The organism is Streptomyces sp. bgisy027 (genome assembly GCF_057710365.1).
This window is the reverse complement of record NZ_JBYIVZ010000066.1, coordinates 1-23,675: the sequence shown is the minus strand read 5'-3', so window position 1 is coordinate 23,675 and position 23,675 is coordinate 1. Positions and strand designations below refer to the sequence as shown.

Sequence of the window (23,675 nt, the reverse complement as noted above, 5' to 3'; positions counted from 1 at the left end):
GGTGAGCGCCTTCGCGTGGACCGCCGCCGGATCACTCGCCGCCTGGCTGTGGCTGCTGTTCTGCCAGGGCTTGTTCTGGCGTACGGATGTCAGGCTCCCGCAGCGGACGCGGCCGGACGAGTGGCCGTCGGTCTGTGTCGTCGTGCCGGCGCGCGACGAGGCCGCGGTGCTCGCGCTGAGCCTGCCGTCGCTGCTCGCCCAGGACTACCCGGGGCGGGCCGAGATCTTCCTGGTGGACGACGGCAGTTCGGACGGCACCGGGGAGCTGGCGCGTGAGCTCGCGCGCCGCCATGGAGGGCTGCCGCTGACGGTGGACTCCCCCGGCGAGCCGCCCGCGGGCTGGACGGGCAAGCTGTGGGCGGTGCGGCACGGCATCGGCCTGGCACGCGCGCGTGCCCCCGAGTATCTCCTCCTCACGGACGCCGACATCGCGCATGCGCCCGACAGCCTGCGCGAGCTGGTCGCGGCCGCGCGCACCGGTGGCTTCGACGCGGTCTCGCAGATGGCTCGGCTGCGGGTGGAGAGTCTTTGGGAGCGGCTGGTCGTGCCGGCCTTCGTGTACTTCTTCGCGCAGCTCTATCCGTTCCGTCGGATCGGTGGGAAGAGGTCTCGGACGGCGGCCGCCGCGGGGGGCTGTGTCCTGCTGCGCACCGAGGCGGCGGAGAGGGCGCGGATCCCGGACGCCATCCGGCATGCCGTCATCGACGACGTGGCGCTCGCGCGTGCCGTCAAGCGCGGTGGCGGCCACATCTGGCTGGGGCTGGCCGAGCGGGTGGACAGCGTGCGGCCGTATCCGCGGCTCGGTGACCTGTGGCGGATGGTGTCGCGCAGCGCGTACGCGCAGCTCAGGCACAACCCGGTGGTGCTGGCGGGGACGGTCGCCGGGCTCGCGCTGGTGTATCTGGTGCCGCCGGCGGCCCTGGTCGCGGGTCTGGCGGGCGGGGACACGGCGACGGCGGCCTGCGGCGGTCTCGCGTGGCTGGTGATGGCGGGGACGTACGTCCCGATGCTCCGTTACTACGGGCAGCCGCCGTGGCTCGCTCCGCTGCTGCCGTTCACCGCGTTCCTCTATCTCCTGATGACGGTCGATTCCGCGGTGCAGCACTACAGGGGGCGCGGTGCGGCCTGGAAGGGCCGCACCTACGCACGTCCGGACGCGCTGCCCGACGAGGGGTGACTACTTGCGGCCCGGGGTCCAGTTCATGCCCCAGCCGTAGGCGTGGTCGACCGTGCGCTGCGGGCTGACGCCGCGCTCGGGGACCAGGTAGCGGGCCTCGCGCTGGACGATCAGGTCGCTGCCGGTGTTGGTGATCAGGGCGAGGGCGCACACCGTGGAGGGGACCGTGCACTCGTCGAGCGAGAAGTCGATCGGGGCGCCGTGCTGGGGTGTGAGGGTGACCGTGGCGTGCAGGTCGGCGAAGGAACGCGCGCCCTGGTAGATCGTGACGAAGACCAGGATGCGGCGGAAGGCACGCTGGTGGTCGAGGTTGACGGTGAGGTTCTCGCCGCTGGCCACGGCGCCGGTGCGGTCGTCGCCGTCGAGGTGGATGTACGGCGGCTGGTGCAGGGCGCCGTAGGCGTTGCCGAGGGACTGGATCACGCCTTTGCTGCCGTCGGTCAGCTCGTACAGGGCGCACAGGTCGAGGTCGAGGTCGTTGTGCATCGCGACGGGGCGGCCCAGCTTGCTCGCCCAGCCCGAGAACTGCTTGCGCACCTGCCAGTTGAGGTTCACGCGCATGGCGCCCGAGGTGCCGCCCTGCTTGGTCAGCGAGACCGCGGGGGCCGCCTTGGTGAGTGTGACCTTGCTCAGGCTGACCGGCGCCGTCGGGGGCGCGGGCGGGGGGACCGGCGGCATGGCGGGCGGCTGCATGGTCACCGGAGGGGCCGCGGGCGGGGGCGGGGTCATCGAGGGGGTGACCGGTGGGGCGGCCGGCGTCGTCGTGGGGGCCGTCTGCTGGGGTTCGTCCACGGTGATGCCGTAGTCGGTGGCCAGGCCCTCCAGGCCGCTGCCGTAGCCCTGGCCGACGGCGCGGAACTTCCAGGCGCCCTGGCGGCGGTAGAACTCGCCGAGCACGAAAGCGGTTTCGACGTCGGCGCCGGTGCTGTCGAAGCGGGCGACGACGGTGCCCTGGGCCGCGTCCTTGACCTCGATGTAGAGGCCGGGCACCTGGCCGAACGATCCGCCGTCCGAGGAGGCGGCGAGGATGACGGTCTCGATGGCGGGCTCCACGCGCGCGAGGTCGACGTGGAGGCTGTCGGTCACCTGCCCGCCGGTGTCCCTCTTTCCCTCGTGCCGGACCGCGCCGGAGGAGTGCGCGGGCTGGTTGTAGAAGACGAAGTCGGCGTCGGAGCGGACCTTTCCGCCGACGAGCAACAGCGCCGAGGCGTCCGCGTCGGGTACTCCCGGCCCCGAGCGCCAGCCCAATTCGACCCGCAGTGCCGTCGTCGGCACCGGAACATTCGATCCCTTCGGCATTGACATGTCCGCCCCCATCACCGGCTCACGGCGCCAGGCATGTCCCGGCAGCTCATTGGGTTCTTGTACAGGGTCAACCTATTCCTCGCGACATCGAACTCCCACGAGGGGCGCGGAAACACCCGTGGTCAACCCCCGGTAACCCGCTCGGAACTCGGCATTTACACGATCCGAGCACTGATTGGCGTCCCTTTTTGCCAAGTTCGCTCGCATTGAGGATCCGGCGTCACTGCGGACACGGAAAACAACCCTCTTATCGGTCTCCCCAACCAGCACATCGTGGGCTTACCTTATGTGCCATGACCTCCCCCCGCTCCACCTATGGCGGCGGCTACTACTCCGCCTCCTTCCCGGACACCCCGATCTACGACAGGCTCGTCGCCGAGCGGGGCACCCCGCAGATCGCCCCGATCCGGGTCCCCGCCGCGTACGACATGCCGGGCAGCAACCTGCCTGCCCTGCCGTCGGCACTGCCCGCCCTCCCGGCGGCACCGTCCCAGCCCTCCTACGGTTATCCGCAGGCACAGCAGCCGGCTCCGCTGCAGCAGGCGCCCGCGGCCTACATCCCGCAGCAGGCGGCCCCGCGCGGCTACCCGGGTCCGCAGCAGGTTCAGCAACCTCGGCCGGTGGCCCCAGGTGGCATGGGCTACGAGGCGATGCGCCCCGCGGCTCCGCGGCCCGCGGCTCCCTACCAGGACCCGTACAACAACCAGCAGTACCGCGGTTACTGATCCGTTCCCCCGGGCTGTCGGTGCCACCTGGCACGATGGCTCCATGGGGCACGCACAGTTGCAGTCGGTTCACGTTCATCCGGTCAAGGCGTTCCGGGGCACTGCGCTCCGGGAAGCCGTCGTGGAGCCCTGGGGGCCGGCCGGAGATCGACGCTGGATGCTGATCGACGTCGGGGGAAAGGTCGTTACGCAGCGCAGGCAACCGCGTCTGGCGCTGGCCGCCGCCGAGCTGCTGCCCGGCGGCGGCGTTCTGCTCAGCGCACCCGGTATGGAGCCGCTGAGCGTGCCCGTGCCGAGCACGGTCGGCAGCGTTCCGGTGGAGATCTTCCGCGACAAGGTCGAGGCGGTCCTCGCCGAGGACGACGCCGTGCATGCCTGGTGCAGCACCTATCTCGGCGCCGATGTGCGCCTGGTCCACATGCCCGATCCCGGCACGTGCCGGCCGGTCGACCCGGAGTACGCCCTGCCGGGCGAGACGGTCAGCTTCGCCGACGGCTATCCCCTGCTGCTCACCTCGACGGCCTCCCTCGACGCCCTCAATTCCCTGATCGCACAGGGTGACCACGCGCACGAGGGCCCGCTGCCCATGAACCGTTTCCGGCCGAACGTCGTCGTGTCGGGCACCGCCGCCTGGGCCGAGGACGACTGGTCGCGCGTCTCCATCGGCGAGGTCGCCTTCCGCGTGCCCAGGATGTGCGGGCGCTGCGTCGTGACGACGACCGACCAGGGCACCGCCGAGCGCGGCAGGGAGCCCCTGCTCACGCTGGGCAGACATCGCCACATCGGCGGCAAGCTGGTGTTCGGCCAGAATCTGGTGCCCTTGAACCGCGGCACGATCCGGGTCGGCGATCCCGTCACGATCCTCGATTGAGGAAGATCCCCGCGGCGTGCCCCGGGCGGGAACCACGGCCCTGGGTCCGCGCGTTGGGGCTTTCGTGAGAACTTCCTGAGAGGGCCCCGACTCAGGTGATTTCACTCTCTCTTGGACGGGGCCCCCGGGTGAACGGCTCCGTCACGGGCTATCACGGAGGCGGGAAGGGGGTGGCCGGCGATGCGGGCGATCAGCGGACTCTGGCGTTGGCGGCACAATCCGCTGCGTCGGGCGACCGATCTGGCCGAGGCCTGGATCGCTCTCGCGGCCCTGCTGCTGATCCTGGTCGTGACACCCTTGGTGGGCTCCTTCGTCGGCGGCCTGGCCCAGGGCGCCTTGCAGAGTTCCGTGCGTGAACAGCGCGCGTCCCGGCACCTGGTGACGGCGACGGTGGTCCGCAGGCTGCCCGGTTCGTCGCTGGAGGTGGACCCCGAGTCGGCGACCGGGCGGGACATGCGCACCCGGGTTCTTGCCGACTGGACCGCGCCGGACGGCACCCCGCACCAGGGCCGGGCGATGACGAGCCTGGACAGACCGCAGCCGGGCGACCGCTTCCGGATGTGGACGGACCGGCAGGGCCGAACCGTGGCCCGCCCGCTGGACTCCGCGACGGCGGCGACGCACGCCGTGATCGCCGGGGTCGGCGCGGCCCTGCTGGCGGCCGGGTTCATCGAGGGCGTCAGACGGCTGATCGTGTGGCGCATGGTCCGCCTGCGGTACGACCGTTGGGACCAGGCCTGGGGCAGAGCGGGTCCGGACTGGGGCCGGACCGGCACCGGCAGTTGACGGCCTTCCGGCTCTGGTCAACCCACCGCCCGCGCGCACGCTACGGTGGACCGGCCGAACTCTTCGGCAGCAGAACCCGCGTACTACGAGGTGGGGGCACGTCAACGCCATGGCACAGGGCACGGTCCAGGTGACGCACACCGGCACATCGCGGTGGCGGCGCCGCACGGGTGAGTACGCGTCGCTCGCCGCCGCCCTGGAGGCCGCGGCCGACGGTGACGTCCTCACCGTCGCGCCCGGCACCTACCGGGAGAACCTCGTCGTCCAGCGGGCGGTGACCCTGCGCGGCCCCGAGGGCTCCCCCGGCTCGGTGCGTATCGCGCCCGTGGACGGTGTGCCGTTGACGGTGCGTGCCTCGGCGGTGGTCCAGGACCTGCATGTGGAGGGCCAGGACGCGGCGGCGCCCGCGCTGCTCGTCGAGGAGGGCACCCCGGAGCTGACGGACGTCCGGATCGTCACGCGGTCCGCGGCGGGGATCGAGGTGCGCGGCGGTGCGCGGCCGACCGTGCGGCGCTGCACCGTCGACAACCCCGCGGGCATCGGCATCGCCGTACTCGACGGCGGGGGCGGTGTGTTCGAGGAGTGCGAGGTCGTCGCCGCCGGTCAGGCGGGCATCGCCGTGCGCGGCGGGGGCCACCCTCGCCTGGAGCGCTGCCGGGTGCACCACGCCTCCGGCTCGGGGCTGACGGCGACCGGTGAGAACTCCGCCCTGGAAGCGGTCGGTTGCGAGGTCTACGAGGTCCGGGGCTCGGGTGTCCAGGTCACCGGCCGGGCCACCGCCCATCTCACCGACTGCGACGTGCACCGGACCACGGCCGACGGTGTCACCCTCGACACCGACGCGGTGCTGACTCTGGCGGACTGCCGTATCCACGACATCCCGGAGAACGCGGTCGACCTGCGCTCCCGCTCGGTGCTGACGCTGACCCGCACGACGGTGCGTCAGTTCGGGCGCAACGGCCTGTCGGTGTGGGATCCGGGCACGCGCGTGGACGCCAACCAGTGCGAGATCTTCGACAGCACGGGCGACTATCCGGCGGTGTGGGTCAGCGACGGCGCGACGGCCGTGCTGGACTCGTGCCGGGTGCACGACGTGCCGGACGCACTGTTCGTCCTCGACCGTGGCTCCCGCGCGGACGTCGTCGACAGTGATCTGTCGCAGGTGCGCAACACGGCCGTGTCGGTGAGCGACGGGGCGACCGCACAGCTCGACGACTGCCGGATCCGGGACGCGGCGACGGGCGCCTGGTTCCGGGACCACGGCAGCGGCGGCACCCTCAACAACTGCACCGTGGACGGCACGCAGACCGGCGTGATCGTCACCAAGGGCGCCGACCCCACCATCGAGCGCTGCACGGTCGAGTCCCCGGCGGAGGCCGGGTTCTACGTCTCGGCGGGCGGCCGCGGCACGTTCCTCAACTGCCGGGTCAGGGGCAGCGCCGGCTACGGCTTCCATGTGATCGACGGCTGCCGTACGACGCTGCGGAAGTGCCGTACGGAGCGGTGTGCGCGCGGCGGTTACGAGTTCGCGGACGGCGGCCCGGACGCGGCGTCCGGGGTGGGCCCGGACGTGGAGGACTGCACCAGCGACGAGAGCGCGGGCCTCAGGCAGCCGCCCGCGGCACCGGAGCCCGTCGTGCAGACCGCACAGCAGTCCCCCGGCCTCCTCGGCGCCATCCCCGGCCAGCGCACCACCGAGCAGGAGCCGCTGATCGCCGCCGCCGAGGCCGAGCAGCCGGCGCGTACGTCCAAGGCCGTCCTCGGTGAACTGGACGCCCTGGTGGGCCTGGACAGCGTCAAGCGCGAGGTGCGCGCGCTCACCGACATGATCGAGGTGGGCCGGCGCCGTCAGCAGGCCGGTCTCAAGGCGGCGTCCGTCAAGCGCCATCTGGTCTTCACCGGCTCTCCCGGCACCGGCAAGACGACGGTCGCCCGCCTCTACGGCGAGATCCTCGCCTCCCTCGGCGTCCTGGAGAAGGGCCACCTGGTCGAGGTGTCCCGTGTCGACCTGGTCGGCGAGCACATCGGCTCCACCGCGATCCGCACGCAGGAGGCCTTCGACAAGGCGCGCGGCGGTGTGCTGTTCATCGACGAGGCGTACGCGCTGTCGCCGGAGGACTCGGGCCGCGACTTCGGCAAGGAGGCCATCGACACGCTGGTGAAGCTGATGGAGGACCACCGGGACGCGGTCGTGGTGATCGTGGCCGGGTACACCGCCGAGATGGAGCGCTTCCTGTCGGTCAACCCCGGTGTGGCGTCCCGCTTCTCACGAACGATCACCTTCAGCGACTACGGCCCCGAGGAACTGCTGCGGATCGTGGAGCAGCAGGCCGAGGAGCACGAGTACCGGCTCGGTCCGGGGCTCTCGGAGGCCCTGCAGAAGTACTTCACGGCGATCCCGAAGGGCCCCGCGTTCGGCAACGGCCGCACGGCGCGCCAGACCTTCGAGGCGATGGTGGAACGGCACGCGAGCCGGGTCGCCCAGCTGGAGGAGCCCAGCACGGACGACCTGACGCTGCTGTACGCGGACGACCTGCCGGAGCTGATGTGAGGCCTTGAGGCCCGGTGGGATCAGCTCTCGGGCTCCGGCCGCTGCGCCGGCAGCTCCGGTCGGAGACGGGCCAGCAGCAGTCTCCGTTCCTCGGCGAACGCCGGGTCCGCCTGGTAGTCGCCGTGGCCGAGGATGGGCGCGGGCAGCGGGTGTTCGGGGGTACGGCCGTACGCCAGCGGGTCCTTGAGGGCCTCACGGTCCACGGCGGGGCCGCAGTCGCCGGGCAGTCGCACCGGGCCGCCGATGGGGTCGGTGGGCCGGTACAGGTTGCGCCAGCAGTCGACCTCGTCGTGCAGCTGAGTGAGCGCGTCCTGGCCGAAGTGGGCCGGGAACCAGCGGCCGTACAGGCGTTCCAGCGGGGAGCCGTAGGTCAGGAGAGCGACCCTCCTGCGGTCGGCGGGTGTGAGCTGCCAGGCCGCGGCGGCCGCGAGCACGCTGCCCTGGGAGTGCCCGGAGATGACGAGACGGCGGCCCTCCTCGGCGCGGGTCCAGGTCGCCATCCGCCAGGTCAGGTCGGGCACCGCCCGCTCGGCGTAACAGGGCGGTGCGAAGGGGTGCGCGGCGCGCGGCCAGAAGGTGCCGACGTCCCACAGGATGCCGATGGTGCGCCGCGCGGAGGCGTCCTTGTAGGCGCGGCGGCCCCAGGTGACGAAGAGTATGAAGCCGAAGCCGATCAGCCAGGAGCCGAGTGCCTGCGCGGTCTCGGCGGCGCCGTGCACGAAGGCGTACGTGCCGTCCGCGGCCTCGCTGGGTGTCTTGTCCGTGGTCAGGGCGCCGACCAGGGCTCCGGCGCCGAGGAGCAGGGTCGCCGCGGAGGTGACGGCGACGACGAGGGGGGCGCGGTCGGTGAGCGTCGCCATCGCGCGCGTGGTGGCGATGCGGCGGGTGCGTGCCGTGTCGCGGGGTTCCCCGACGTAGTCGACCTCGACCTTGCCGAGCTCGGTGCGGCGCACCCGCCAGGCCCGCCGTCCGAGCCCGCCGCAGAGCAGCAGCAGAAGGGCGAGCAGCGGGGGGATCACGGACGCCTGCCAGGTCAGCAGGACCGGCGGGCCGACTATGGACGCGCCGGTGCCGTCCAGCCAGTCCGCGACCCGCTGGGCGACCCCGCCGGACATGACGCCGCCGAGGGCGCAGGCCAGCATCGCCACGGCCGGTCCGCCGAGGCCGCGCATGGCGGCGCGCGGGTCGGGCCGTGTGCGGTGCAGGACGTGGGCGACCACGGCGAGGACGATGACGAGCAGGCCCTGGAAGAAGGCGATGGCGCCGAACGTGGGGTCGCCCGGGAGGCGGCCGGTCGACGTCCAGCCCGGCCGGTCCCATCCGGCGTACACCAGGGCGAGCGCCAGCAGGGCGAGGGCGGCCAGCGGCAGCCGTCGTACGAGGTGCTCGTCGAGTTTCCGGTCGAGGCGGTTCTCGCTGCGGCCGCGGCGGCAGACCACCCAGACCACGACGGCGGCGCAGGCGACGATCGAGGCGTCCAGGGCCCAGCCGAGTGCGTCGAGGAGCGCGGGGCCGCCGGAGCGGCGGTCGAAGCGGGCCGCCGCGGAAGCGACCGCCGCCGCGACGGTGAGCAGGCCTGCGGCGGTGTGCGCGGCGCGCAGCCGGGCGACCAGGCGGCGGCCGTACCAGAAACCCGGGCGGCCCAGGGAGGTGCCGCCGGACTCCTCGTCGGGCTCGGCCTCGCGGGTCATCGGCCGCTGGGACTCGTACGCGGTCCAGGTGCGGCGGGAGAGGTACCACAGCAGGCCGGTCAGTCCGGCGGGCACCGCGGCCGCGAGGGCGAGCCTGCGGCCGGGGTCGCTCCACCAGCCGCCGTCCGAGACCGTGGGCGACAGGAAGCCCAGCCAGCTGTGCCGCTCGGCGCACGCGCGGGTGCCCGCGCACTGCCAGGCCGCGAGGTCCAGGGCGACCTCGCACGCGGCCGCGACGAACAGCACGGTCAGTGTCAGCCCGGCGAGGCGTACGAGCAGGCCGTACAGGCGCACCGTCCGCGTGCGGTCACCGGTGGCGGGGCGCATCCAGTGGGCGAGGTTGACCACCATGAACGGCAGCAGCAACAGCCACAGGGCGCGGGCGCTGTTGCCGGAGGTGAGGTTGCACCAGACGTAGGCCTCGGGGACGGGTTGTTCCCGCCGGTCGTCCGGCCGGTCCTCGGCGTCGACGTCGTCGGCGCGGCGGAAGACGGCGGCCGTGTCGTCGCCGGTGATCCGCACGGTGCGCGGATCGTCGAGCATGTCCTGCGGTGTGGTGCCGCCTACGCCGTGGACCAGGAGTTCCAGTGCGGCTCCCCCGCCCCCGGTGCTGGTGCCCTGGTCGGCGGGCTCTTTCATGGTCGCGTCCGCCCTGGTCATGGCGGCGCGCTCCGGCGCAGGTTCCACTCTTCGCACTTCCCCCGTGACGAGCCGTCGGCTTCTGTCCGTGCGGGCACAAGGATCTCCACCTGAGCGGTCCCTCACACCTCTCGTCACGGAATCTCCCCGTTCCGTGTGAAGGACAGGGGCACGGGAGATGCCGAAGTGACATGCGCGCGTCGGGACGGCCAGTGGCGCGACCCGTGCCCTACCGTGCGAGGATGGGTCGTCCCGCGCCCCGGAAGGCGCGAGAATGTCCTTGTCGGAGGGGGTGCGCAGGGATGTCGGACGGCAGCGGCGAAAGGACCGGAGCGTACGTGAGCGAGAATCAGAACCTCCTCGCGGAGCAGCGGCGCGCCCTGATCCTGGACGAGGTCCGGCGCCGAGGCGGGGTGCGCGTCAACGAGCTGACCCGCAAGCTCGGCGTGTCGGACATGACGGTGCGCCGCGATCTCGACGCGCTCGCCCGGCAGGGCGTGCTGGAGAAGGTGCACGGCGGCGCGGTCCCGGTGGTCGAGGCCAGCACGCACGAGCCGGGCTTCGAGGCCAAGTCGGGTCTGGAGCTGACGGCCAAGGAGGACATCGCGCGGGCGGCGGCCGAGTTGGTCGCGCCGGGCAGCGCGATCGCGCTGTCGGGCGGTACGACGACGTTCGCGCTGGCGCATCAGCTGGTCGAGGTTCCCGACCTGACCGTGGTCACCAACTCGGTGCGGGTGGCCGACGTGTTCCACGCCGCGCAGCGCACGACGGGCCCCCGGCAGGGCGCGGCCACGGTCGTGCTGACCGGCGGGGTGCGCACTCCGTCCGACTCGCTGGTGGGCCCGGTGGCCGACCAGGCGATCGCGGCGCTCCACTTCGACGTGCTGTTCCTCGGTGTGCACGGGATATCGGTCGAGGCCGGCCTGTCCACGCCGAATCTCGCGGAGGCCGAGACCAACAGGCGGCTGGTGCAGTCGGCGCGGCGGGTCGTGGTGGTCGCCGACCACACCAAGTGGGGTGTGGTGGGGCTCAGTTCGTTCGCGGCGCTGGAGCAGGTCGACACGCTGGTGACGGACGCCGGGCTGGAGAGCGGGGCGCGCTCGGAGGTCTCGGAGCACCTGCGGCGCCTCGTGGTGGCCGGCGAGCCCGATGAGGGTGCAGACATCTGACGGGGTGCCAGCTAGGGTGGCGCTGCCCGGAGCACTGTCGGCACAGGGGGGTTTCGTCCATGGCACACCTGCTGCACGAGGTGGGGATCGACTTCGTGGGGCGCGCGCCGGTACGGCATGTCTTCGCGCGGGAGATCTCGGCTTCGCCGGAGACGGTGTACCGGGCGCTCGCCGAGGACGTGCCGGGCTGGCCGGAGTGGTTCTCGGCGGTGACGCTGGCCCGACCGCTGGACGACGGGGCCCGGCGCGAGGTGCGGCTCAAGGGCGGTACACGCTTCGAGGAGACGATCCTCGCGGCGAAGAGCCCCGAGGTGTACGCCTACCGGGTCGACCTCACGAACGCGCCGGGAGCGCGGGCGATGGTGGAGGAGTGGCGGCTCGCTCCGGCGGGGACGGGCACGCGTGTGCAGTGGACGTTCGCCGTGGACGGTACCGCCCCGTTCCGGTTCGCGTTCGGGCTTGCGAAGCCGGGGCTGGGGCGGACGTTCCGCGGCGCGGTCGGTGCGCTGGAGCGGCGGCTGTCGCTCCGCTAGGAGAGCCGGGAGAGGTCGCCGGGCGTCTGCGGGGCCGTCGTGGCCGGTCGCGCGGTTCCCCGCGCCTCTGAGGGGGTTGCCCGACCGTGGGCGGTTGCGCCGAGGCCGCTCAGCGCGCTGCCGAAGGCAGTTGCACCAGGCCGCCCGAGCTTCCCTCACTCGGGCCAGACGCCTGTCTCCAGCAGTTGCTCGATGGCCCTCGCGTACGGCGCGATGTCCAGGCCCTGTTCGGTCAGCCACGCGTCGGAGTAGTACTTGTCGAGATAACGGTCGCCCGGGTCGCACAGCAGGGTCACCACGCTCCCCCTGCGCCCCTCGGCGACCATCTCGGCGACGATCTTCAGGGCGCTCCACAGCCCGGTGCCGGTCGAGCCGCCCGCCTTGCGGCCGATGGCCTGCTCCAGGGCGCGGACGGCGGCCACGCTCGCCGCGTCCGGCACCTTCATCATCCGGTCGACGGCACCGGGCACGAAGCTGGGCTCCATGCGCGGGCGGCCGATGCCCTCGATGCGGGAACCGCAGTCGCAGGTGACGTCCGGATCGCCGTTGGTCCAGCCCTCGAAGAAACAGGAGTTCTCCGGATCGGCGACACAGATACGGGTGTCGTACTGCATGTAGTGGACGTACCGGGCGAGGGTCGCCGAGGTGCCGCCGGTGCCTGCCGTGGCGACGATCCACGCGGGCTCCGGGAACCGCTCCAGCCCCAGCTGACGGAAGATGGACTCGGCGATGTTGTTGTTGCCACGCCAGTCCGTTGCCCGTTCGGCGTAGGTGAACTGGTCCATGTAATGGCCCCCGGTCTCCACCGCGAGGCGGGCGGACTCCTCGTACATCTTCCGTGAGTCGTCCACGAAGTGGCACTGTCCGCCGTGGAACTCGATGAGACGGCACTTCTCGGCGCTGGTCGTGCGGGGCATGACCGCGATGAAGGGCACACCGATCAGCTTCGCGAAGTACGCCTCGGAGACGGCCGTCGAACCACTGGACGCCTCGATCACCGGGCGGTCCGGCCGGATCCAGCCATTGCACAGGCCGTAGAGGAACAGCGAGCGGGCGAGCCGGTGTTTGAGGCTTCCGGTCGGGTGCGTCGACTCGTCCTTGAGGTACAGGTCGATGCCCCACCGCTCCGGCAGCGGAAAGCGCAACAGGTGCGTGTCGGCCGAACGGTTGGCGTCGGCCTGGACCTTGCGCACGGCTTCTTTCAGCCAGTCACGGTAGGCGGCGTCGGTGCGGTCGACGTCGAGGGTCACGCCGGACGGGGTCTGCTGGACGGTGCTCACGGCGGTACTCCTCAAGCTGTGCGGCAGCACCGGCTCGCGCCGCCGTCGCTTCGAGCATAAACATCTTCCGCACGCTTCTCACCTGCATAAACACACCTTTGAGAGCCTCAAAGGCAGCCCTGGACCGATGTCTCACCGAGCCCTCGGGGGCGCATTCGCGCGAGTGCTCCGAACGCCCCCTTCCCGGCATGACGTGCGTACTGGTGCTCGACGCGGTCCGCGGGCAGACTGCACCGGACGGGACAGCGTTTCCCGAACGGGGGCACACTGGATCACGACCAGAGCCGGCCACGGCCCACAAGGACGGACCGGCACACCGACACGCGCTAAGGGGCGGGGCATGGCTGAGCCGGAGTTCAGGGCCACGGGCGTGCGGATCGGGAAGCGACTGCGCTCCCTGACCCGGGCCGGACAGGTGCGGATAAGCGACGGCAGGCTGCAACTGCTCACCAGCTACGGCAGCGAGATCGACAGTGCGCCGGTGCAGGCGGTACGGGCGTCCAAGCCCTGGTTCGCCGCCGACGACCGGGCGCTCGCCGACCTCAACGGCAACCGCTACTCACTGACGTTGGGCGACCACGACCCCGCTCCGGGAGAGCCCGGTCCGCCCGCGGCGCGCCGGTTCATCGAGGCCGTACGGAAGGCTGCGGGGCGTAAGGGCTGAGTCACGGCGAGTTGCGGTGTCGCAACTCCTGCGTCACTCTGGTCTCACGTCACTCTGGGTTTACCGGCGACAACGCTGCGAACCAGCCCGCCGGCCATGACAGCAGGCGGCCGTTTTCTTCAAGCACCCTGCTGGATCCGTACTCCGTGTTCTTCCGGACCTCTTCAGTCGGGGAGTCGCAGCCGTGATCAGCTACCCAAGCAGGCACTGCACGGTGGAGCTCCAAGCCCTGCCGTCGCGGATCGGCCAGGTCCGCAGAATCGTCTCTGCGCAGTTGCGCTACTGGCATCTGGACCCCTTGATAGACCGCGCCGCGCTCGGTGTGACCGAGTTGTTGACCAACGTCCACCAGCACGCCCAGCCCGACAAGACGTGCACCGTCGAGATCGAGCTGCTGCTCGACCGGCTCACGGTCTCGGTGCGTGACTGCGACCCCCGACTGCCGGTCCTGGCGGAAGCCGCGGGCACCGACGCGCTCGCCACCTGCGGACGCGGGCTGGCGATGGTGGCCGCGGTCAGCGAGAGCTGGGGTGTGCGGCCCGACGAGTCGGGCAAGGTCGTGTGGTTCTCGCTGCCGGCGCCCGTGGCGGCGGTACGGGCCACGCCCGCACGCCCGCCGCAGCGGACGACGGCCGTGGCCGTGGACACGCCCGCGCGGCGGTTCGCGGAGGTCGGACAGCGCGTCGACCTGCGCCGGCCCGAACACGCTCCCGCCCGGTCGGCCGTTGTCGGCTGACCGGGCGGTGAGAGAGCTTCGACGGGTGGGCCCTCAGGACCGGCGGCCGTGGACAGGCCGTCGGCCCTGAGGGCCCTGCCGCACCCCGTGGGCGCGGGGCACGCGCGTGTCACTGCGTGGCGATGGCCCGCAGTACGTCCAGCCGTGCCGCGCGGCGCGCCGGGCGCAGCCCTGCCAGGGCTCCTGCGGTGAGGCCGACCAGGGCCACCACCGTGAGTTGCAGGGGCGGCATCGCGAAGGCGAAGGCGCTGTCGGACGCGCCGTCCGACGCCTCGACCAGGACCCAGCCGAGGAAGCCGCCGAGGGCGAGGCCGCCGACCGTGCCGAAGGCCGCGACCAGGATCGACTCCCAGCGGACCATGGCGCGCACCTGCGCGCGGGTCTGGCCGACGGCCCGCAGCAGGCCCAGTTCGCGCGTGCGCTCGTGGATCGCCAGGCTGAGCGTGTTGGCGATGCCGAGGAGTGCGATGAGTACCGCGAGGGCGAGCAGCGCGTAGACGAGGGTCAGCATCATGTCGATGCCGCCCGCCGCGGACTGCGCGTACTCGTCGCGGGTCTGCACCTCCGGGTTGCCGTACTGTGCCGCGGCCTTCTCGACCGCCGCCTTGCCGTCGGCCGTGCCGACGCCGTCCTTGAAGGAGACGGCGACCAGCGTGTCGGCGTCCTGGGTGCGGTGCGGGGCCCAGGCGTCGCGGGTGATGACGTAGTCGCCGGCGAGTTCGGACCGGCCGTAGACCGCGCGGACCGTGAAGGTCCGCGTACGGCCGTCGGTGAAGGTGAGCCGGGCCTTGTCACCGGTCGTCAGGTGCTGCTTGCCGGCCTCGCTCTCGGTGACGGCGATGCCGTCGGTGCCGAGGCCGTCCATCGAGCCCCGGATCTCGCCGAGGTCGAAGGTGCGCTCCAGGGCGACGGGGTCGGTGACCGTCAGCGCCCGTCCCCTGCCGTCGACTTCGGCGACGCCGCGGCCGAGTCCGACGGCCGTGTCCACCTCGGGCAGCCGCTGGACCGCGCCGGCGAGGCGCGGGCTCAGGCCGCTGCCGCCCGCGCCGAACGACGGGGTGCTGATGGCCACGTCGCCGGCGAAGGAGCGGGCCACGGTCTGGTCCATGGTCGCCTTCAGCGAGGCGCCGAACACGGTGAACAGGGACACCACCGCCACGCCGATCATCAGGGCGCTCGCGGTGGCGGCCGTGCGCTTCGGGCTGCGCAGGGCGTTGCGCCGGGCCAGGCCGCCGGTGACGCCGCGCAGTCGGTCCAGGGGGCCGCCGAGGACACGTACGGCCGTGGTGGAGGCGACCGGGCCGAGGACCACGAAGGCGATCAGGGCGAGGACCGCGCCGGTGGCCGCGAGCCAGATGGACGGGGAGGCGAGGACTCCGGTGAGCGTCACGCCGAGCGCGAGGGCGATCAGCGCCAGGCCGGTGACGGCACGGGTGCGGGAGGCGCCGGAGGTGTCGACCGCCGTCTCTCGCAGGGCGGCCAGCGGCGCGGTGCGGCCGGCGCGTACCGCGGGCAGCAGGGCGGAGCCGAGGCAGACCACGACGCCGACGGCCAGCGGCAGGGCCATGGACAGGGCGCTGATCACCAAGTCACCGTCGGGGAAGGGGAATCCGATCGCCGGGAACAGTGCCTGGAGTCCGGCCGCGATGCCGATGCCGCCCGCCAGGCCGGCCGCCGACGCGGTGACGGCCACGGCGCTCGCCTCGACCAGGGTGGCGGCGGTGACCTGACGGCGTGCGGCGCCCAGGGCCCGCAACAGGGCGTTCTCGCGGGTGCGCTGGGCAACCACGATCGCGAAGGTGTTGTGGATGGAGAAGGTCGCGACGAGCAGCGCGACGCCGGAGAACACCAGCAGCAAGGTGGTGAAGACCGACAGGAACCGGCCGGAGATCATGTCGGTGTTCTCCTCGGCCGACTCCTGGCCGGTGATGGCCTCGACTCCCTTGGGGAGCACGGGAGTCAGCGCGTCGACCAGCTCCTGCTGGCTGACGCCGGGGCCGGCCCGCACCTGGATGGTCGCCGCCTCGCCGGGCGCGGCCGTGAGGTACTTCTCCGCGTCGGCGCGGGTCATGCCGGTGAAGGTCACCTGGGCCATACCGTCCTCGCCGCCGAAGGTCGCGAGGCCGACGACGGTCACCTCGACGGGGTCGGGTGTGCGCAGGGTGGTCGTGTCGCCGATCTTCAGGTCGCCGCGCTCGGCGGTGCCGCGGTCGATGACGACCTCGCCGGACCTGTGTGGGACACGGCCCTCGGCGAGCTGGTAGGCGTTGAGCTCGGGGTCGGTGATCCAGTTACCGGCGAGGGTGGGCGGGCCCTGGCCGCCGATGGGGTCGCCGTTGTTGCCGATGAGCTGGCCGGCGCCCTGGATGTTGGGTGCGGCGGCCGCGACGCCGGGGACCTTCTCGATCGTGCCGACGAGGTCGGTGGCGACCGGTTCGCGTACGCCCTCGCTCTCGCCCGGCGTGGTGATGGCGTCGGCGCTGCGCACGACGGCGTCGGTGCCGCCGGCCGCGTTGCCGAACATGGTGTCGAAACTGGCACGCAGTGTGTCGCCCATGACGAGGGTGCCGGCGAGGAACGCCACACCGAGGAACACCGCGAGGAACGTACCGGCGAAGCGCCGCTTGTGGGCGCGCAGGGAGGAGGCGCTGAGGCGGACAGAGGCGTTCACGACGGCACCTCGAAGGCTTTCATGCGGTCCAGGACCTTGTCGGCGGTGGGCGCTTCCATACGGTCCACCAGGCGCCCGTCGGCGAGGAAGACGACCTCGTCGGCGTGGGCGGCGGCCACCGGGTCGTGGGTGACCATGACGACCGTCCGGGCGGTCCGGCGCACCGCGCGGCCGAGCAGGCCCAGGACCTCGCCGCCGGAGCGGGAGTCGAGGTTGCCGGTCGGCTCGTCGGCGAAGACGACCTCCGGCCGGCCGGCGAAGGCCCGGGCTACGGCGACGCGTTGCTGCTGGCCGCCGGAGAGCTCGGAGGGGCGGTGGTGGAGCCGGTCACGCAGGCCGACGACGTCGATCAGGGCGCTGATCCACTCCGGGTCGCCGTCGCCGCCCGCGAGGTCGAGCGGCAGCGTGATGTTCTCCGCGACGGTCAGCGTCGGCACCAGGTTGAAGGACTGGAAGACGAAGCCGACGCGATCCCGGCGCAGGAGGGTGAGGCGCCGGTCGTCGAGGCTGCTGAGCTCGGTGTCGCCGATGTGGGCGGTGCCCGAGGTGAGGGTGTCGAGGCCGGCCGCGCAGTGCATCAGCGTGGACTTGCCGGAGCCCGAGGGCCCCATGATCGCGGTGAAGCGGCCGGCCGGGAAGTCGACGCTCACCCCGTCCAGGGCCCGCACGCCGGTGTCGCCGCTGCCGTACACCTTGACGGCGTCGACCACGCGGGCGGCCGTCGGCGTGATCGTGGTGGCGGTCGTGGCGGTCATGCCGCACCGCCCTTGCCCTTGCGGCCGAACTGCTCGTCCAGGACGGACAGCCGGCGCCAGTACTCGTCCTCGTCGATCTCGCCGGAGGCGAAGCGGTGGCCGAGCACGGCGATGGGCGAGTTGTCGTCGACCTCAGGGGCGCGCCAGGGGCCGCGGCGTCCGCGCCACACCGTGCGGCGCAGCAGCGTGATGCCGCCGACCACGACGGCCGCCCAGATCAGCGGGAAGAGGAGGATCCACGGCCCGGGGCCGCCGTCCGCGAAGTGAGCCAGGGTCTGCATCTCGAGTCATCTCCCGAGTCGGTTCGGTGGGATCGTTCGGTGATGTCTCGAGACTCGCGCCGGGAGGGGGTCCGGGTCGTCGTACGGCAAGCGGCAGTGCGTGTACCTCGCGGGGAGTACGGGAGGCCGGTTCCGCTGCTCCGGAGGAGCTCGTGCGGGGCGCTTTCGCTCTCGACTCCTGTAACTACTAGTATGTACAGTGACGGTATGAGCACCTCGGACCGGCTGATCGAGTCCACCCGCGAGCTGTTGTGGGAGCGCGGCTATGTCGGCACCAGCCCCAAGGCCATCCTGGAGCGCGCGGGCGCCGGGCAGGGCAGCATGTACCACCACTTCAAGGGCAAACCCGATCTCGCGCTGGCCGCGATCCGGCGGACCGCCGAGGAGATGCGGGCTACCGCCGCGGGAGTACTCGACGGGCCGGGCACACCGTACGAGCGCATCGAGGCGTATCTGCGGCGTGAGCGCGATGTGCTGCGCGGCTGCCCGGTCGGGCGGCTGACGATGGACCCGGACGTGATCGCGAGCGACGAACTGCGGGCGCCCGTCGACGAGACGCTGGACTGGCTGCGGGAGCGGCTCGCCGGGATCGTCGAGGAGGGCAAGGAGCAGGGGCAGTTCGCGGCCGGCCTCGACGGCGAGTCGATCGCGGCGACCGTCGTCGCGACCGTACAGGGCGGTTATGTCCTGGCCCGCGCGTCCGGTGCACCCGCCGCCTTCGACGCGGGTGTCAGAGGGCTGCTGTCGCTGCTCGCCCCGCGGGAGGACACCCGCACTCCGTGAGAAGGTCCGACTCCCCGTCCTGAGGAGGGACTTGGCATGCACGCCATGCAGTACGAGTTCACCCTGCCCGCCGACTACGACATGGACGTCATCCGCTCCCGTGTCGCCCGCGTCGGGCATCTGCTGGACGACTGGGACGGCCTCGGCGTCAAGGCGTATCTGCTGCGCGAGCGCGGGGTGCGCGGGTCGGCGGTGAACCAGTACGGGCCCTTCTACCTCTGGAACACCGTGGCGGGCATGAACGCCTTCCTGTGGGGCGGCGCCTTCCAGGGGCCCGTGAACGACTTCGGGCGGCCACGGGTGCGGCAGTGGACGGGCCTCGCTCACGAGGCGGGCGGCGCGGCCCACTCCCCCGCGGCATTCGCGGTGCGCCGGTGTCAACGGGTCCCGGAGGGCGTGGAGTTGGCCGCGGTCGTGGCGGAGGCCGTGGACGAGACCGCGCGGCTGGCGGAGCGGGCCGGTGCCGTGCTGGCGGCTGCCGTCGTCGACACGCACGCGTGGGAGGTGGTCCACTTCTCGCTCTGGGAGCACGACGCACCCAAGGCCGAGGGCGAGGTGTACCAGGTGCTGCACCTGTCGTCGCCGGGACGCGGTGCGCTGCCGCGCGGCAGGCAGTGGTGAGCGCGGTCCGTACGGTCCTCGGCGATGTGCGGTCCGAGGAGCCCGGCGGGTGCGACGCGCACGACAGCCTCTTCCTGAGCAGCCCTCCGTTGCCCGGCCAGGAGCCGAACGACGCCTCCGCCGCGCGTGCCGAGCTGGACGCGTTCCGGGCGGCGGGCGGTTCGGCGGTTCGGCGGTGGTGCAGTGGACGCCGTACGGCATGGGGCGCCGGGCCGCCGGTCTGCCGCCGCCGTCCCGGGCCGCCGGGGTGCACCTGGTCTGCGCGACGGGGTTGCACCAAGCGGCGCACACGCCGCGGAGTTGCTCCATGAAGTGCGCGGGAAACTCGCCGACGTCCTCGTGTCCGAGCTGACCGTGGGCATCGGGACCTCCGGAGTGCGCGCGGGGATCGTCAAGGTCGTGGGCGGCTTCCACGCCCTCGACGCGCACGCCCGCTGGACGATGACCGCCGCGGCCGAGGCCCACCACGCGACGGACACGCCGATCGCCGTGCATCTGGAGGCGGGGACGGGCGCGGTCGACGTACTGGAGCTTCTGTGCGGCGAGTCGGGCGTCCCGCCGCACCGGGTGGTTCGGCCGCCCCGCACGGGCCGGCGGACCGCACGCTCGCCGCGTGTGCGGCACGCTCGGCCCCGGCCAGCGTCACCGGCTGTACGAGGATCTCGGGGTGCCGGAGGTGCGGGCGGCCGGATGAGGGTGCTGTGCCGCCCCTGGGCCGGCCGAGGTCCAGCCGTCGATGCGGCGCCTACGCCCGGCCGAGGTCCAGCCGCTCGATACGGGCCACGTTCTCCCGGTCCTCGGCATCCGTGCCGGCCTCAGCGGCGAACCAGGCGTCGAGGATCTCCTTGAGCAGCGGCTCGGACGTCAGCCGCAGGCCGAGGGCCAGCACATTGGCGTCGTTCCAGCGGCGGGCGCCGTCCGCCGTGTAGGCGTCCGTGCACAGGGCGGCCCGTACGCCCGGCACCTTGTTCGCGGCGATCGAGGCGCCCGTGCCGGTCCAGCAGCACACCACGGCCTGGTCCGCGGTGCCGGCGGCCACCTCTCGGGCGGCTGCCTCGGAGCAGGCGGCCCATTGCGGGTCGGAGCCGGGGCTCAGTGCGCCGTAGGCCACCACCTCATGGCCCCGCTCGCGCAGTTCGGAGACGAGCGAGCGCGCCACCGATTCGTCCATGTCCGAGGAAACGGAGATCCGCATGTTCCGAGCCTACTCGGCGAGGCACACCGCCCACGGGTGGGGCGGCCGTCCGTCGTGGGGGTGAAGGCGGACATGCCCACCCCCGGACTCGGTGGGCCGTCGGTCTGTCAGGTCAATGCTCCCAGCGGATCGTCGAGCACCGGCTGCCATGCCAACTCGGCCGCTCCGACCAGGCTGTTGTGGTCGAGGGTGCACGCGAGGATCGGGACGCTGCCGCTCTGGCCCCACAGGCTGCGGTCGGCGACGACGGCCCGCAGGCGTTCGGGGTCGGCGTCGAGGAGGGTGCGGTGCAGGCCGCCGAGGATGATGCGGTCCGGGTTCAGAATGTTCACCAGACCGGCCAGGCCCAGGCCGAGGCGGTCGATGAGGGCCTCGGTGGCCGTGCGGACGGTGGGGTCGTCGTAGTGGTTGCCGATGAGGTCCTTGGACTGCTGGAGCAGCGAGACCTCGGGGCCCGGTTCCCGCCCCGCCGCGGTGAGGAAGGCCAACGGATCGGCCTCGACGTCGAGACAGCCGCGGCTGCCGCAGTGGCAGGGTCTGCCCTCGGGGTTCACGGTGAGGTGCCCGACCTCCAGGGCCAGGCCCGAACTGCCGGTGTGCAGACGGCCGTCCAGCACCAGCGCCCCGCCGACGCCCCGGTGCCCGGTGGCCACGCACAGCAGGTCACGCGCACCGCGCCCCGCGCCGTGCCGGTGCTCGGCGAGCGCGGCGAGGTTGACGTCGTTGCCGGTGAACGCCGGACCGGTGATCCCCGCCGCGCGCACGCACTCGGCGAAGATCCGGCGCACCGGCGCGCCCACCGGCCAGGCCAGGTGCAGCGGGTTGAGTGCGAGACCGTCGGGCTCGGCGACGGCGGACGGTACGGCGAGTCCGGCCCCGACACAGCGCCGCCCGGTCGTGCGCAGCAGGTCGGCGCCCGCCTCCACGACCGAGCCGAGCACCTTGGCCGGATCGGCGTCCACGGTCTCGCAGCCGGGCGCGGTGGCGACGATACGTCCGCCGAGGCCGACCAGCGCCGCGCGGAACCCGTCGGCGTGGACCTGTGCGGCGAGGACGACGGGCCCGTCCTCGGCGACCGACAGCCGGTGCGAGGGCCGCCCCTGCGAACCGGCCGCCGCGGCGGGCCGGGCGTCGACCCGGATCAGCCCGAGCGCCTCCAGCTCGGCGGCGACCGCGCCGGCCGTGGCCCGGGTCACCCCGAGCTCGGCGGTGAGGACGGCACGCGTGGGCGCCCGTCCGGTGTGCACGAGCTCCAACGCGGGCCCGAGCGCACCGCGCCCCCGGTCCAACCGCGTCCTCGAGGTGGTCCCTTCCCCCGCCGGCCGGGGGTCCGCCTTGCCGCTCATGAGGGCGAGTCTCCCATGATCCGCGAGCGGGCCGGCCTACAGCCCGCCCACCCTGAGCGTGATGTTCAGCCGCCCGGTCAGCCCCAACTCCGGCGGTGCGGTGTCCGGGTACACCTTCGGCACTCCGTGGTGGGCGAGCCTGGCGGGGCCGCCGAACACGAACAGGTCGCCGCTGCGCAGCTCGATGTCCGTGTAGGGCCGGGTCCGGGTCTCGGTGTTGCCGAAGCGGAAGACGCAGGTGTCGCCGAGGCTCAGGGACACGACCGGCGCGTGCGACTTCTCGTCGCTGTCGCGGTGCATGCCCATGCGGGCGTCGGCGCCGTAGAAGTTGATCAGTGCGATGTCGTAGGCCGCCGCGTGCGGCTCGCCCAGGGTGTCCCGCACCGCGCGGCGGCCCAGCTCGCCGAGCCAGTCGGGGAACGGCTTCACCGGGCTGCCGTCGCCGTCGACGACCGTGCGGGCGTAGGCGTAGGGGTACCAGTGCCGGCCCAGGCAGACCTGCCGGGCGGTCATGGTGCCGCCGCCGGGGGTGCGGACCGTGCGCAGGCCGGCCGGTGGGCGGGCCCAGTCACGGCAGGCCTCCAGCAGCTCGCGCTGGGCCGGCGGGTCCAGCCAGTCGGGCAGATGCACCGCCCCCGGCGTGACCTCCGTACGCTCCCGGGGGAACAGCTCGGCGTCCATGTCTCCCATCCTCCCCCACCGGCTCTTCCTCCCCACCGGCCGTGAGCTGCGGCTCGGCTAGCCTGGACGCACGATGAACGACCGTATGACGACGCCCTGGGGCGACCTGGCCCTGACCCGTTTCCCCGAGGACCCGCGCGAGCGGCTGCGTGCCTGGGACGCCTCCGACGAGTACCTCCTCAGGCACCTGGCGGAGCGGGAGGTCCCGCTGTCCGGCACGGTCGTGGTCGTCGGCGACCGCTGGGGCGCACTGGTCACGGCGCTCGCCGCGCACCGGCCGACGCAGATCACGGACTCGTACCTCACGCAGGAGGCCACCCGCGCCAACCTCGCCCGGCACGGCGTCGAGCCCGGCACGGTCCGGCTGCTCACCACGCAGGACGCGCCGCCGGACCGGATCGACGTCCTGCTGGTGCGGGTGCCGAAGAGCCTGGCGCTGCTGGAGGACCAGTTGCTGAGGCTGGCGCCCGCGGTGCACGAGGGCACGGTGGTGGTCGGCACGGGCATGGTGAAGGAGATCCACACCTCGACGCTGCAGCTGTTCGAGCGGATCCTCGGCCCGACCCGCACCTCGCTCGCGGAGAAGAAGGCCCGGCTGATCTTCTGCACACCCGAGCCGTCCCAGGAGCCGGCCGCCAACCCTTGGCCGTACGCCTACACGCTCCCCGACGGCATCGGTGCGGTCTCGCAGGGCACGGTGGTCAATCACGCGGGCGTCTTCTGCGCCGACCGGCTCGACATCGGGACGCGGTTCTTCCTGGGGCATCTGCCCGACGGCAAGGGCGCGCAGCGGGTGGTGGACCTCGGCTGCGGCAACGGCATCGTCGGTACGGCGGTCGGGTTGGCCAATCCCGAGGCCGAGGTGCTGTTCGTGGACGAGTCGTTCCAGGCCGTGGCCTCGGCGGAGGCGACGTACCGGGCCAACGGGGTGCCCGGGCACGCCGAGTTCCGGGTGGGCGACGGCATGGCGGGCGTGCCGGCCGGCAGTGTCGACCTCGTCCTGAACAACCCGCCGTTCCACTCGCACCAGGCGACGACCGACGCGACGGCCTGGCGCATGTTCACGGGCGCCAGGCGCGCCCTGCGGCCGGGCGGCGAGCTGTGGGTGATCGGCAACCGGCATCTCGGGTACCACGTGAAGCTGCGGCGGCTGTTCGGGAACAGTGAACTGGTCGCCGGGGACCCGAAGTTCGTGGTGCTGCGCGCCGTCAAGCG

Annotated in this window: 21 protein-coding genes and 1 pseudogene; 13 read left to right on the top strand and 9 right to left on the bottom strand. The window is 72.7% G+C overall.

The annotated features are described in order from the left end of the window. Position 1: 1 nt before the first annotated feature. On the top strand, positions 2 to 1,177 hold the full coding sequence (locus tag AC3ETA_RS41770) for a glycosyltransferase (protein WP_432198130.1): 1,176 nt from the start codon (positions 2 to 4) through the stop codon (positions 1,175 to 1,177). On the opposite strand, the gene AC3ETA_RS41765 is transcribed toward AC3ETA_RS41770, so the two are convergent. Then, positions 1,178 to 2,476, bottom strand: a complete 1,299-nt coding sequence (locus AC3ETA_RS41765; protein WP_432198129.1) for a TerD family protein — start codon at positions 2,474 to 2,476, stop codon at positions 1,178 to 1,180. Positions 2,477 to 2,775: 299 nt separating this feature from the next. Between AC3ETA_RS41765 and AC3ETA_RS41760 the strand changes: the two genes are divergently transcribed. The 4 genes from AC3ETA_RS41760 to AC3ETA_RS41745 all read left to right on the top strand — a co-directional run bounded on the left by AC3ETA_RS41760 (position 2,776) and on the right by AC3ETA_RS41745 (position 7,415). Next, positions 2,776 to 3,207 (top strand): DUF6643 family protein, encoded by a 432-nt coding sequence (locus AC3ETA_RS41760; RefSeq protein ID WP_432198128.1) that lies wholly within the window; start codon positions 2,776 to 2,778, stop codon positions 3,205 to 3,207. Between the two features lie 43 nt (positions 3,208 to 3,250). Next, a complete protein-coding gene (locus AC3ETA_RS41755) occupies positions 3,251 to 4,078 on the top strand; it encodes an MOSC domain-containing protein (protein WP_432198127.1) in 828 nt (275 codons plus the stop codon). A gap of 180 nt (positions 4,079 to 4,258) precedes the next feature. After that, positions 4,259 to 4,864: an Rv1733c family protein gene (locus tag AC3ETA_RS41750; RefSeq protein ID WP_432198126.1), complete on the top strand. Its 606-nt coding sequence runs from the start codon at positions 4,259 to 4,261 to the stop codon at positions 4,862 to 4,864. A 109-nt stretch (positions 4,865 to 4,973) separates the two neighbouring features. Further along, entirely contained in the window at positions 4,974 to 7,415 is a 2,442-nt protein-coding gene (locus AC3ETA_RS41745) for a right-handed parallel beta-helix repeat-containing protein (protein WP_432198125.1), read from the top strand. Positions 7,416 to 7,435: 20 nt separating this feature from the next. Here the strand turns inward: AC3ETA_RS41745 and AC3ETA_RS41740 are convergent, their stop codons facing one another. Then, positions 7,436 to 9,745, bottom strand: coding sequence for a hypothetical protein (locus AC3ETA_RS41740; protein ID WP_432198159.1), 2,310 nt, complete (start codon positions 9,743 to 9,745; stop codon positions 7,436 to 7,438). Between the two features lie 338 nt (positions 9,746 to 10,083). On the opposite strand from AC3ETA_RS41740, the gene AC3ETA_RS41735 reads away from it, so the two are divergent. Together AC3ETA_RS41735 and AC3ETA_RS41730 are read left to right on the top strand one after the other, a co-directional pair. Next, a complete protein-coding gene (locus AC3ETA_RS41735) occupies positions 10,084 to 10,914 on the top strand; it encodes a DeoR/GlpR family DNA-binding transcription regulator (RefSeq protein ID WP_432198124.1) in 831 nt (276 codons plus the stop codon). A gap of 59 nt (positions 10,915 to 10,973) precedes the next feature. Then, positions 10,974 to 11,447 (top strand): SRPBCC family protein, encoded by a 474-nt coding sequence (locus AC3ETA_RS41730; protein ID WP_432198123.1) that lies wholly within the window; start codon positions 10,974 to 10,976, stop codon positions 11,445 to 11,447. A gap of 155 nt (positions 11,448 to 11,602) precedes the next feature. Here AC3ETA_RS41730 and cds1 read toward each other — a convergent pair whose 3' ends face one another. Then, positions 11,603 to 12,727, bottom strand: a complete 1,125-nt coding sequence (gene cds1 / locus AC3ETA_RS41725) for an L-cysteine desulfhydrase Cds1 (RefSeq protein WP_432198122.1) — start codon at positions 12,725 to 12,727, stop codon at positions 11,603 to 11,605. A gap of 340 nt (positions 12,728 to 13,067) precedes the next feature. Between cds1 and AC3ETA_RS41720 the strand changes: the two genes are divergently transcribed. Together AC3ETA_RS41720 and AC3ETA_RS41715 are read left to right on the top strand one after the other, a co-directional pair. After that, positions 13,068 to 13,391, top strand: coding sequence for a hypothetical protein (locus tag AC3ETA_RS41720; RefSeq protein ID WP_030955556.1), 324 nt, complete (start codon positions 13,068 to 13,070; stop codon positions 13,389 to 13,391). A gap of 184 nt (positions 13,392 to 13,575) precedes the next feature. Continuing rightward, positions 13,576 to 14,127 (top strand): ATP-binding protein, encoded by a 552-nt coding sequence (locus AC3ETA_RS41715; protein WP_432198121.1) that lies wholly within the window; start codon positions 13,576 to 13,578, stop codon positions 14,125 to 14,127. Positions 14,128 to 14,236: 109 nt separating this feature from the next. Here the strand turns inward: AC3ETA_RS41715 and AC3ETA_RS41710 are convergent, their stop codons facing one another. Genes AC3ETA_RS41710 through AC3ETA_RS41700 form a run of 3 tightly spaced genes read right to left on the bottom strand, consistent with a single transcriptional unit; the run spans position 14,237 to position 17,834 of the window. After that, the gene (locus AC3ETA_RS41710) at positions 14,237 to 16,798 is read right to left on the bottom strand and encodes an ABC transporter permease (protein ID WP_432198120.1); all 2,562 of its coding nucleotides are present in this window, start codon (positions 16,796 to 16,798) and stop codon (positions 14,237 to 14,239) included. Continuing rightward, positions 16,795 to 17,553, bottom strand: coding sequence for an ABC transporter ATP-binding protein (locus AC3ETA_RS41705; RefSeq protein ID WP_432198119.1), 759 nt, complete (start codon positions 17,551 to 17,553; stop codon positions 16,795 to 16,797). Before AC3ETA_RS41705 ends, AC3ETA_RS41710 begins: the two co-directional genes overlap by 4 nt. Next, positions 17,550 to 17,834 (bottom strand): SHOCT domain-containing protein, encoded by a 285-nt coding sequence (locus AC3ETA_RS41700; protein ID WP_359043680.1) that lies wholly within the window; start codon positions 17,832 to 17,834, stop codon positions 17,550 to 17,552. Before AC3ETA_RS41700 ends, AC3ETA_RS41705 begins: the two co-directional genes overlap by 4 nt. A 192-nt stretch (positions 17,835 to 18,026) precedes the next feature. Between AC3ETA_RS41700 and AC3ETA_RS41695 the strand changes: the two genes are divergently transcribed. The 3 genes and pseudogenes from AC3ETA_RS41695 (at position 18,027) to AC3ETA_RS41685 (ending at position 20,087) form a co-directional block, all read left to right on the top strand. After that, positions 18,027 to 18,617 (top strand): TetR/AcrR family transcriptional regulator, encoded by a 591-nt coding sequence (locus AC3ETA_RS41695; RefSeq protein WP_432198118.1) that lies wholly within the window; start codon positions 18,027 to 18,029, stop codon positions 18,615 to 18,617. Positions 18,618 to 18,653: 36 nt separating this feature from the next. Next, the gene (locus AC3ETA_RS41690) at positions 18,654 to 19,238 is read left to right on the top strand and encodes a DUF4865 family protein (RefSeq protein ID WP_432198117.1); all 585 of its coding nucleotides are present in this window, start codon (positions 18,654 to 18,656) and stop codon (positions 19,236 to 19,238) included. Beyond that, a pseudogene (locus AC3ETA_RS41685) lies at positions 19,235 to 20,087 on the top strand (phosphotriesterase family protein). The gene AC3ETA_RS41690 and the pseudogene AC3ETA_RS41685 overlap by 4 nt, the downstream one beginning before the upstream one ends. On the opposite strand, the gene AC3ETA_RS41680 reads toward AC3ETA_RS41685, so the two are convergent. The 3 genes from AC3ETA_RS41680 to AC3ETA_RS41670 all read right to left on the bottom strand — a co-directional run bounded on the left by AC3ETA_RS41680 (position 19,984) and on the right by AC3ETA_RS41670 (position 22,460). Further along, the gene (locus tag AC3ETA_RS41680; RefSeq protein ID WP_432198116.1) at positions 19,984 to 20,433 is read right to left on the bottom strand and encodes an RpiB/LacA/LacB family sugar-phosphate isomerase; all 450 of its coding nucleotides are present in this window, start codon (positions 20,431 to 20,433) and stop codon (positions 19,984 to 19,986) included. The pseudogene AC3ETA_RS41685 and the gene AC3ETA_RS41680 sit on opposite strands and share 104 nt — an antisense overlap. A 107-nt stretch (positions 20,434 to 20,540) precedes the next feature. Then, positions 20,541 to 21,779 carry an ROK family protein gene (locus AC3ETA_RS41675; RefSeq protein WP_432198115.1) on the bottom strand — a complete coding sequence of 413 codons (1,239 nt, stop codon included), beginning with the start codon at positions 21,777 to 21,779 and terminating at the stop codon, positions 20,541 to 20,543. Positions 21,780 to 21,815: 36 nt separating this feature from the next. Beyond that, complete coding sequence (locus AC3ETA_RS41670; protein ID WP_432198114.1) at positions 21,816 to 22,460, bottom strand: alpha-ketoglutarate-dependent dioxygenase AlkB family protein; 645 nt, start codon at positions 22,458 to 22,460, stop codon at positions 21,816 to 21,818. Positions 22,461 to 22,545: 85 nt separating this feature from the next. Between AC3ETA_RS41670 and AC3ETA_RS41665 the strand changes: the two genes are divergently transcribed. Then, a partial coding sequence (locus tag AC3ETA_RS41665; RefSeq protein WP_432198158.1) for a methyltransferase occupies positions 22,546 to 23,675 on the top strand: 1,130 nt, incomplete at its 3' end.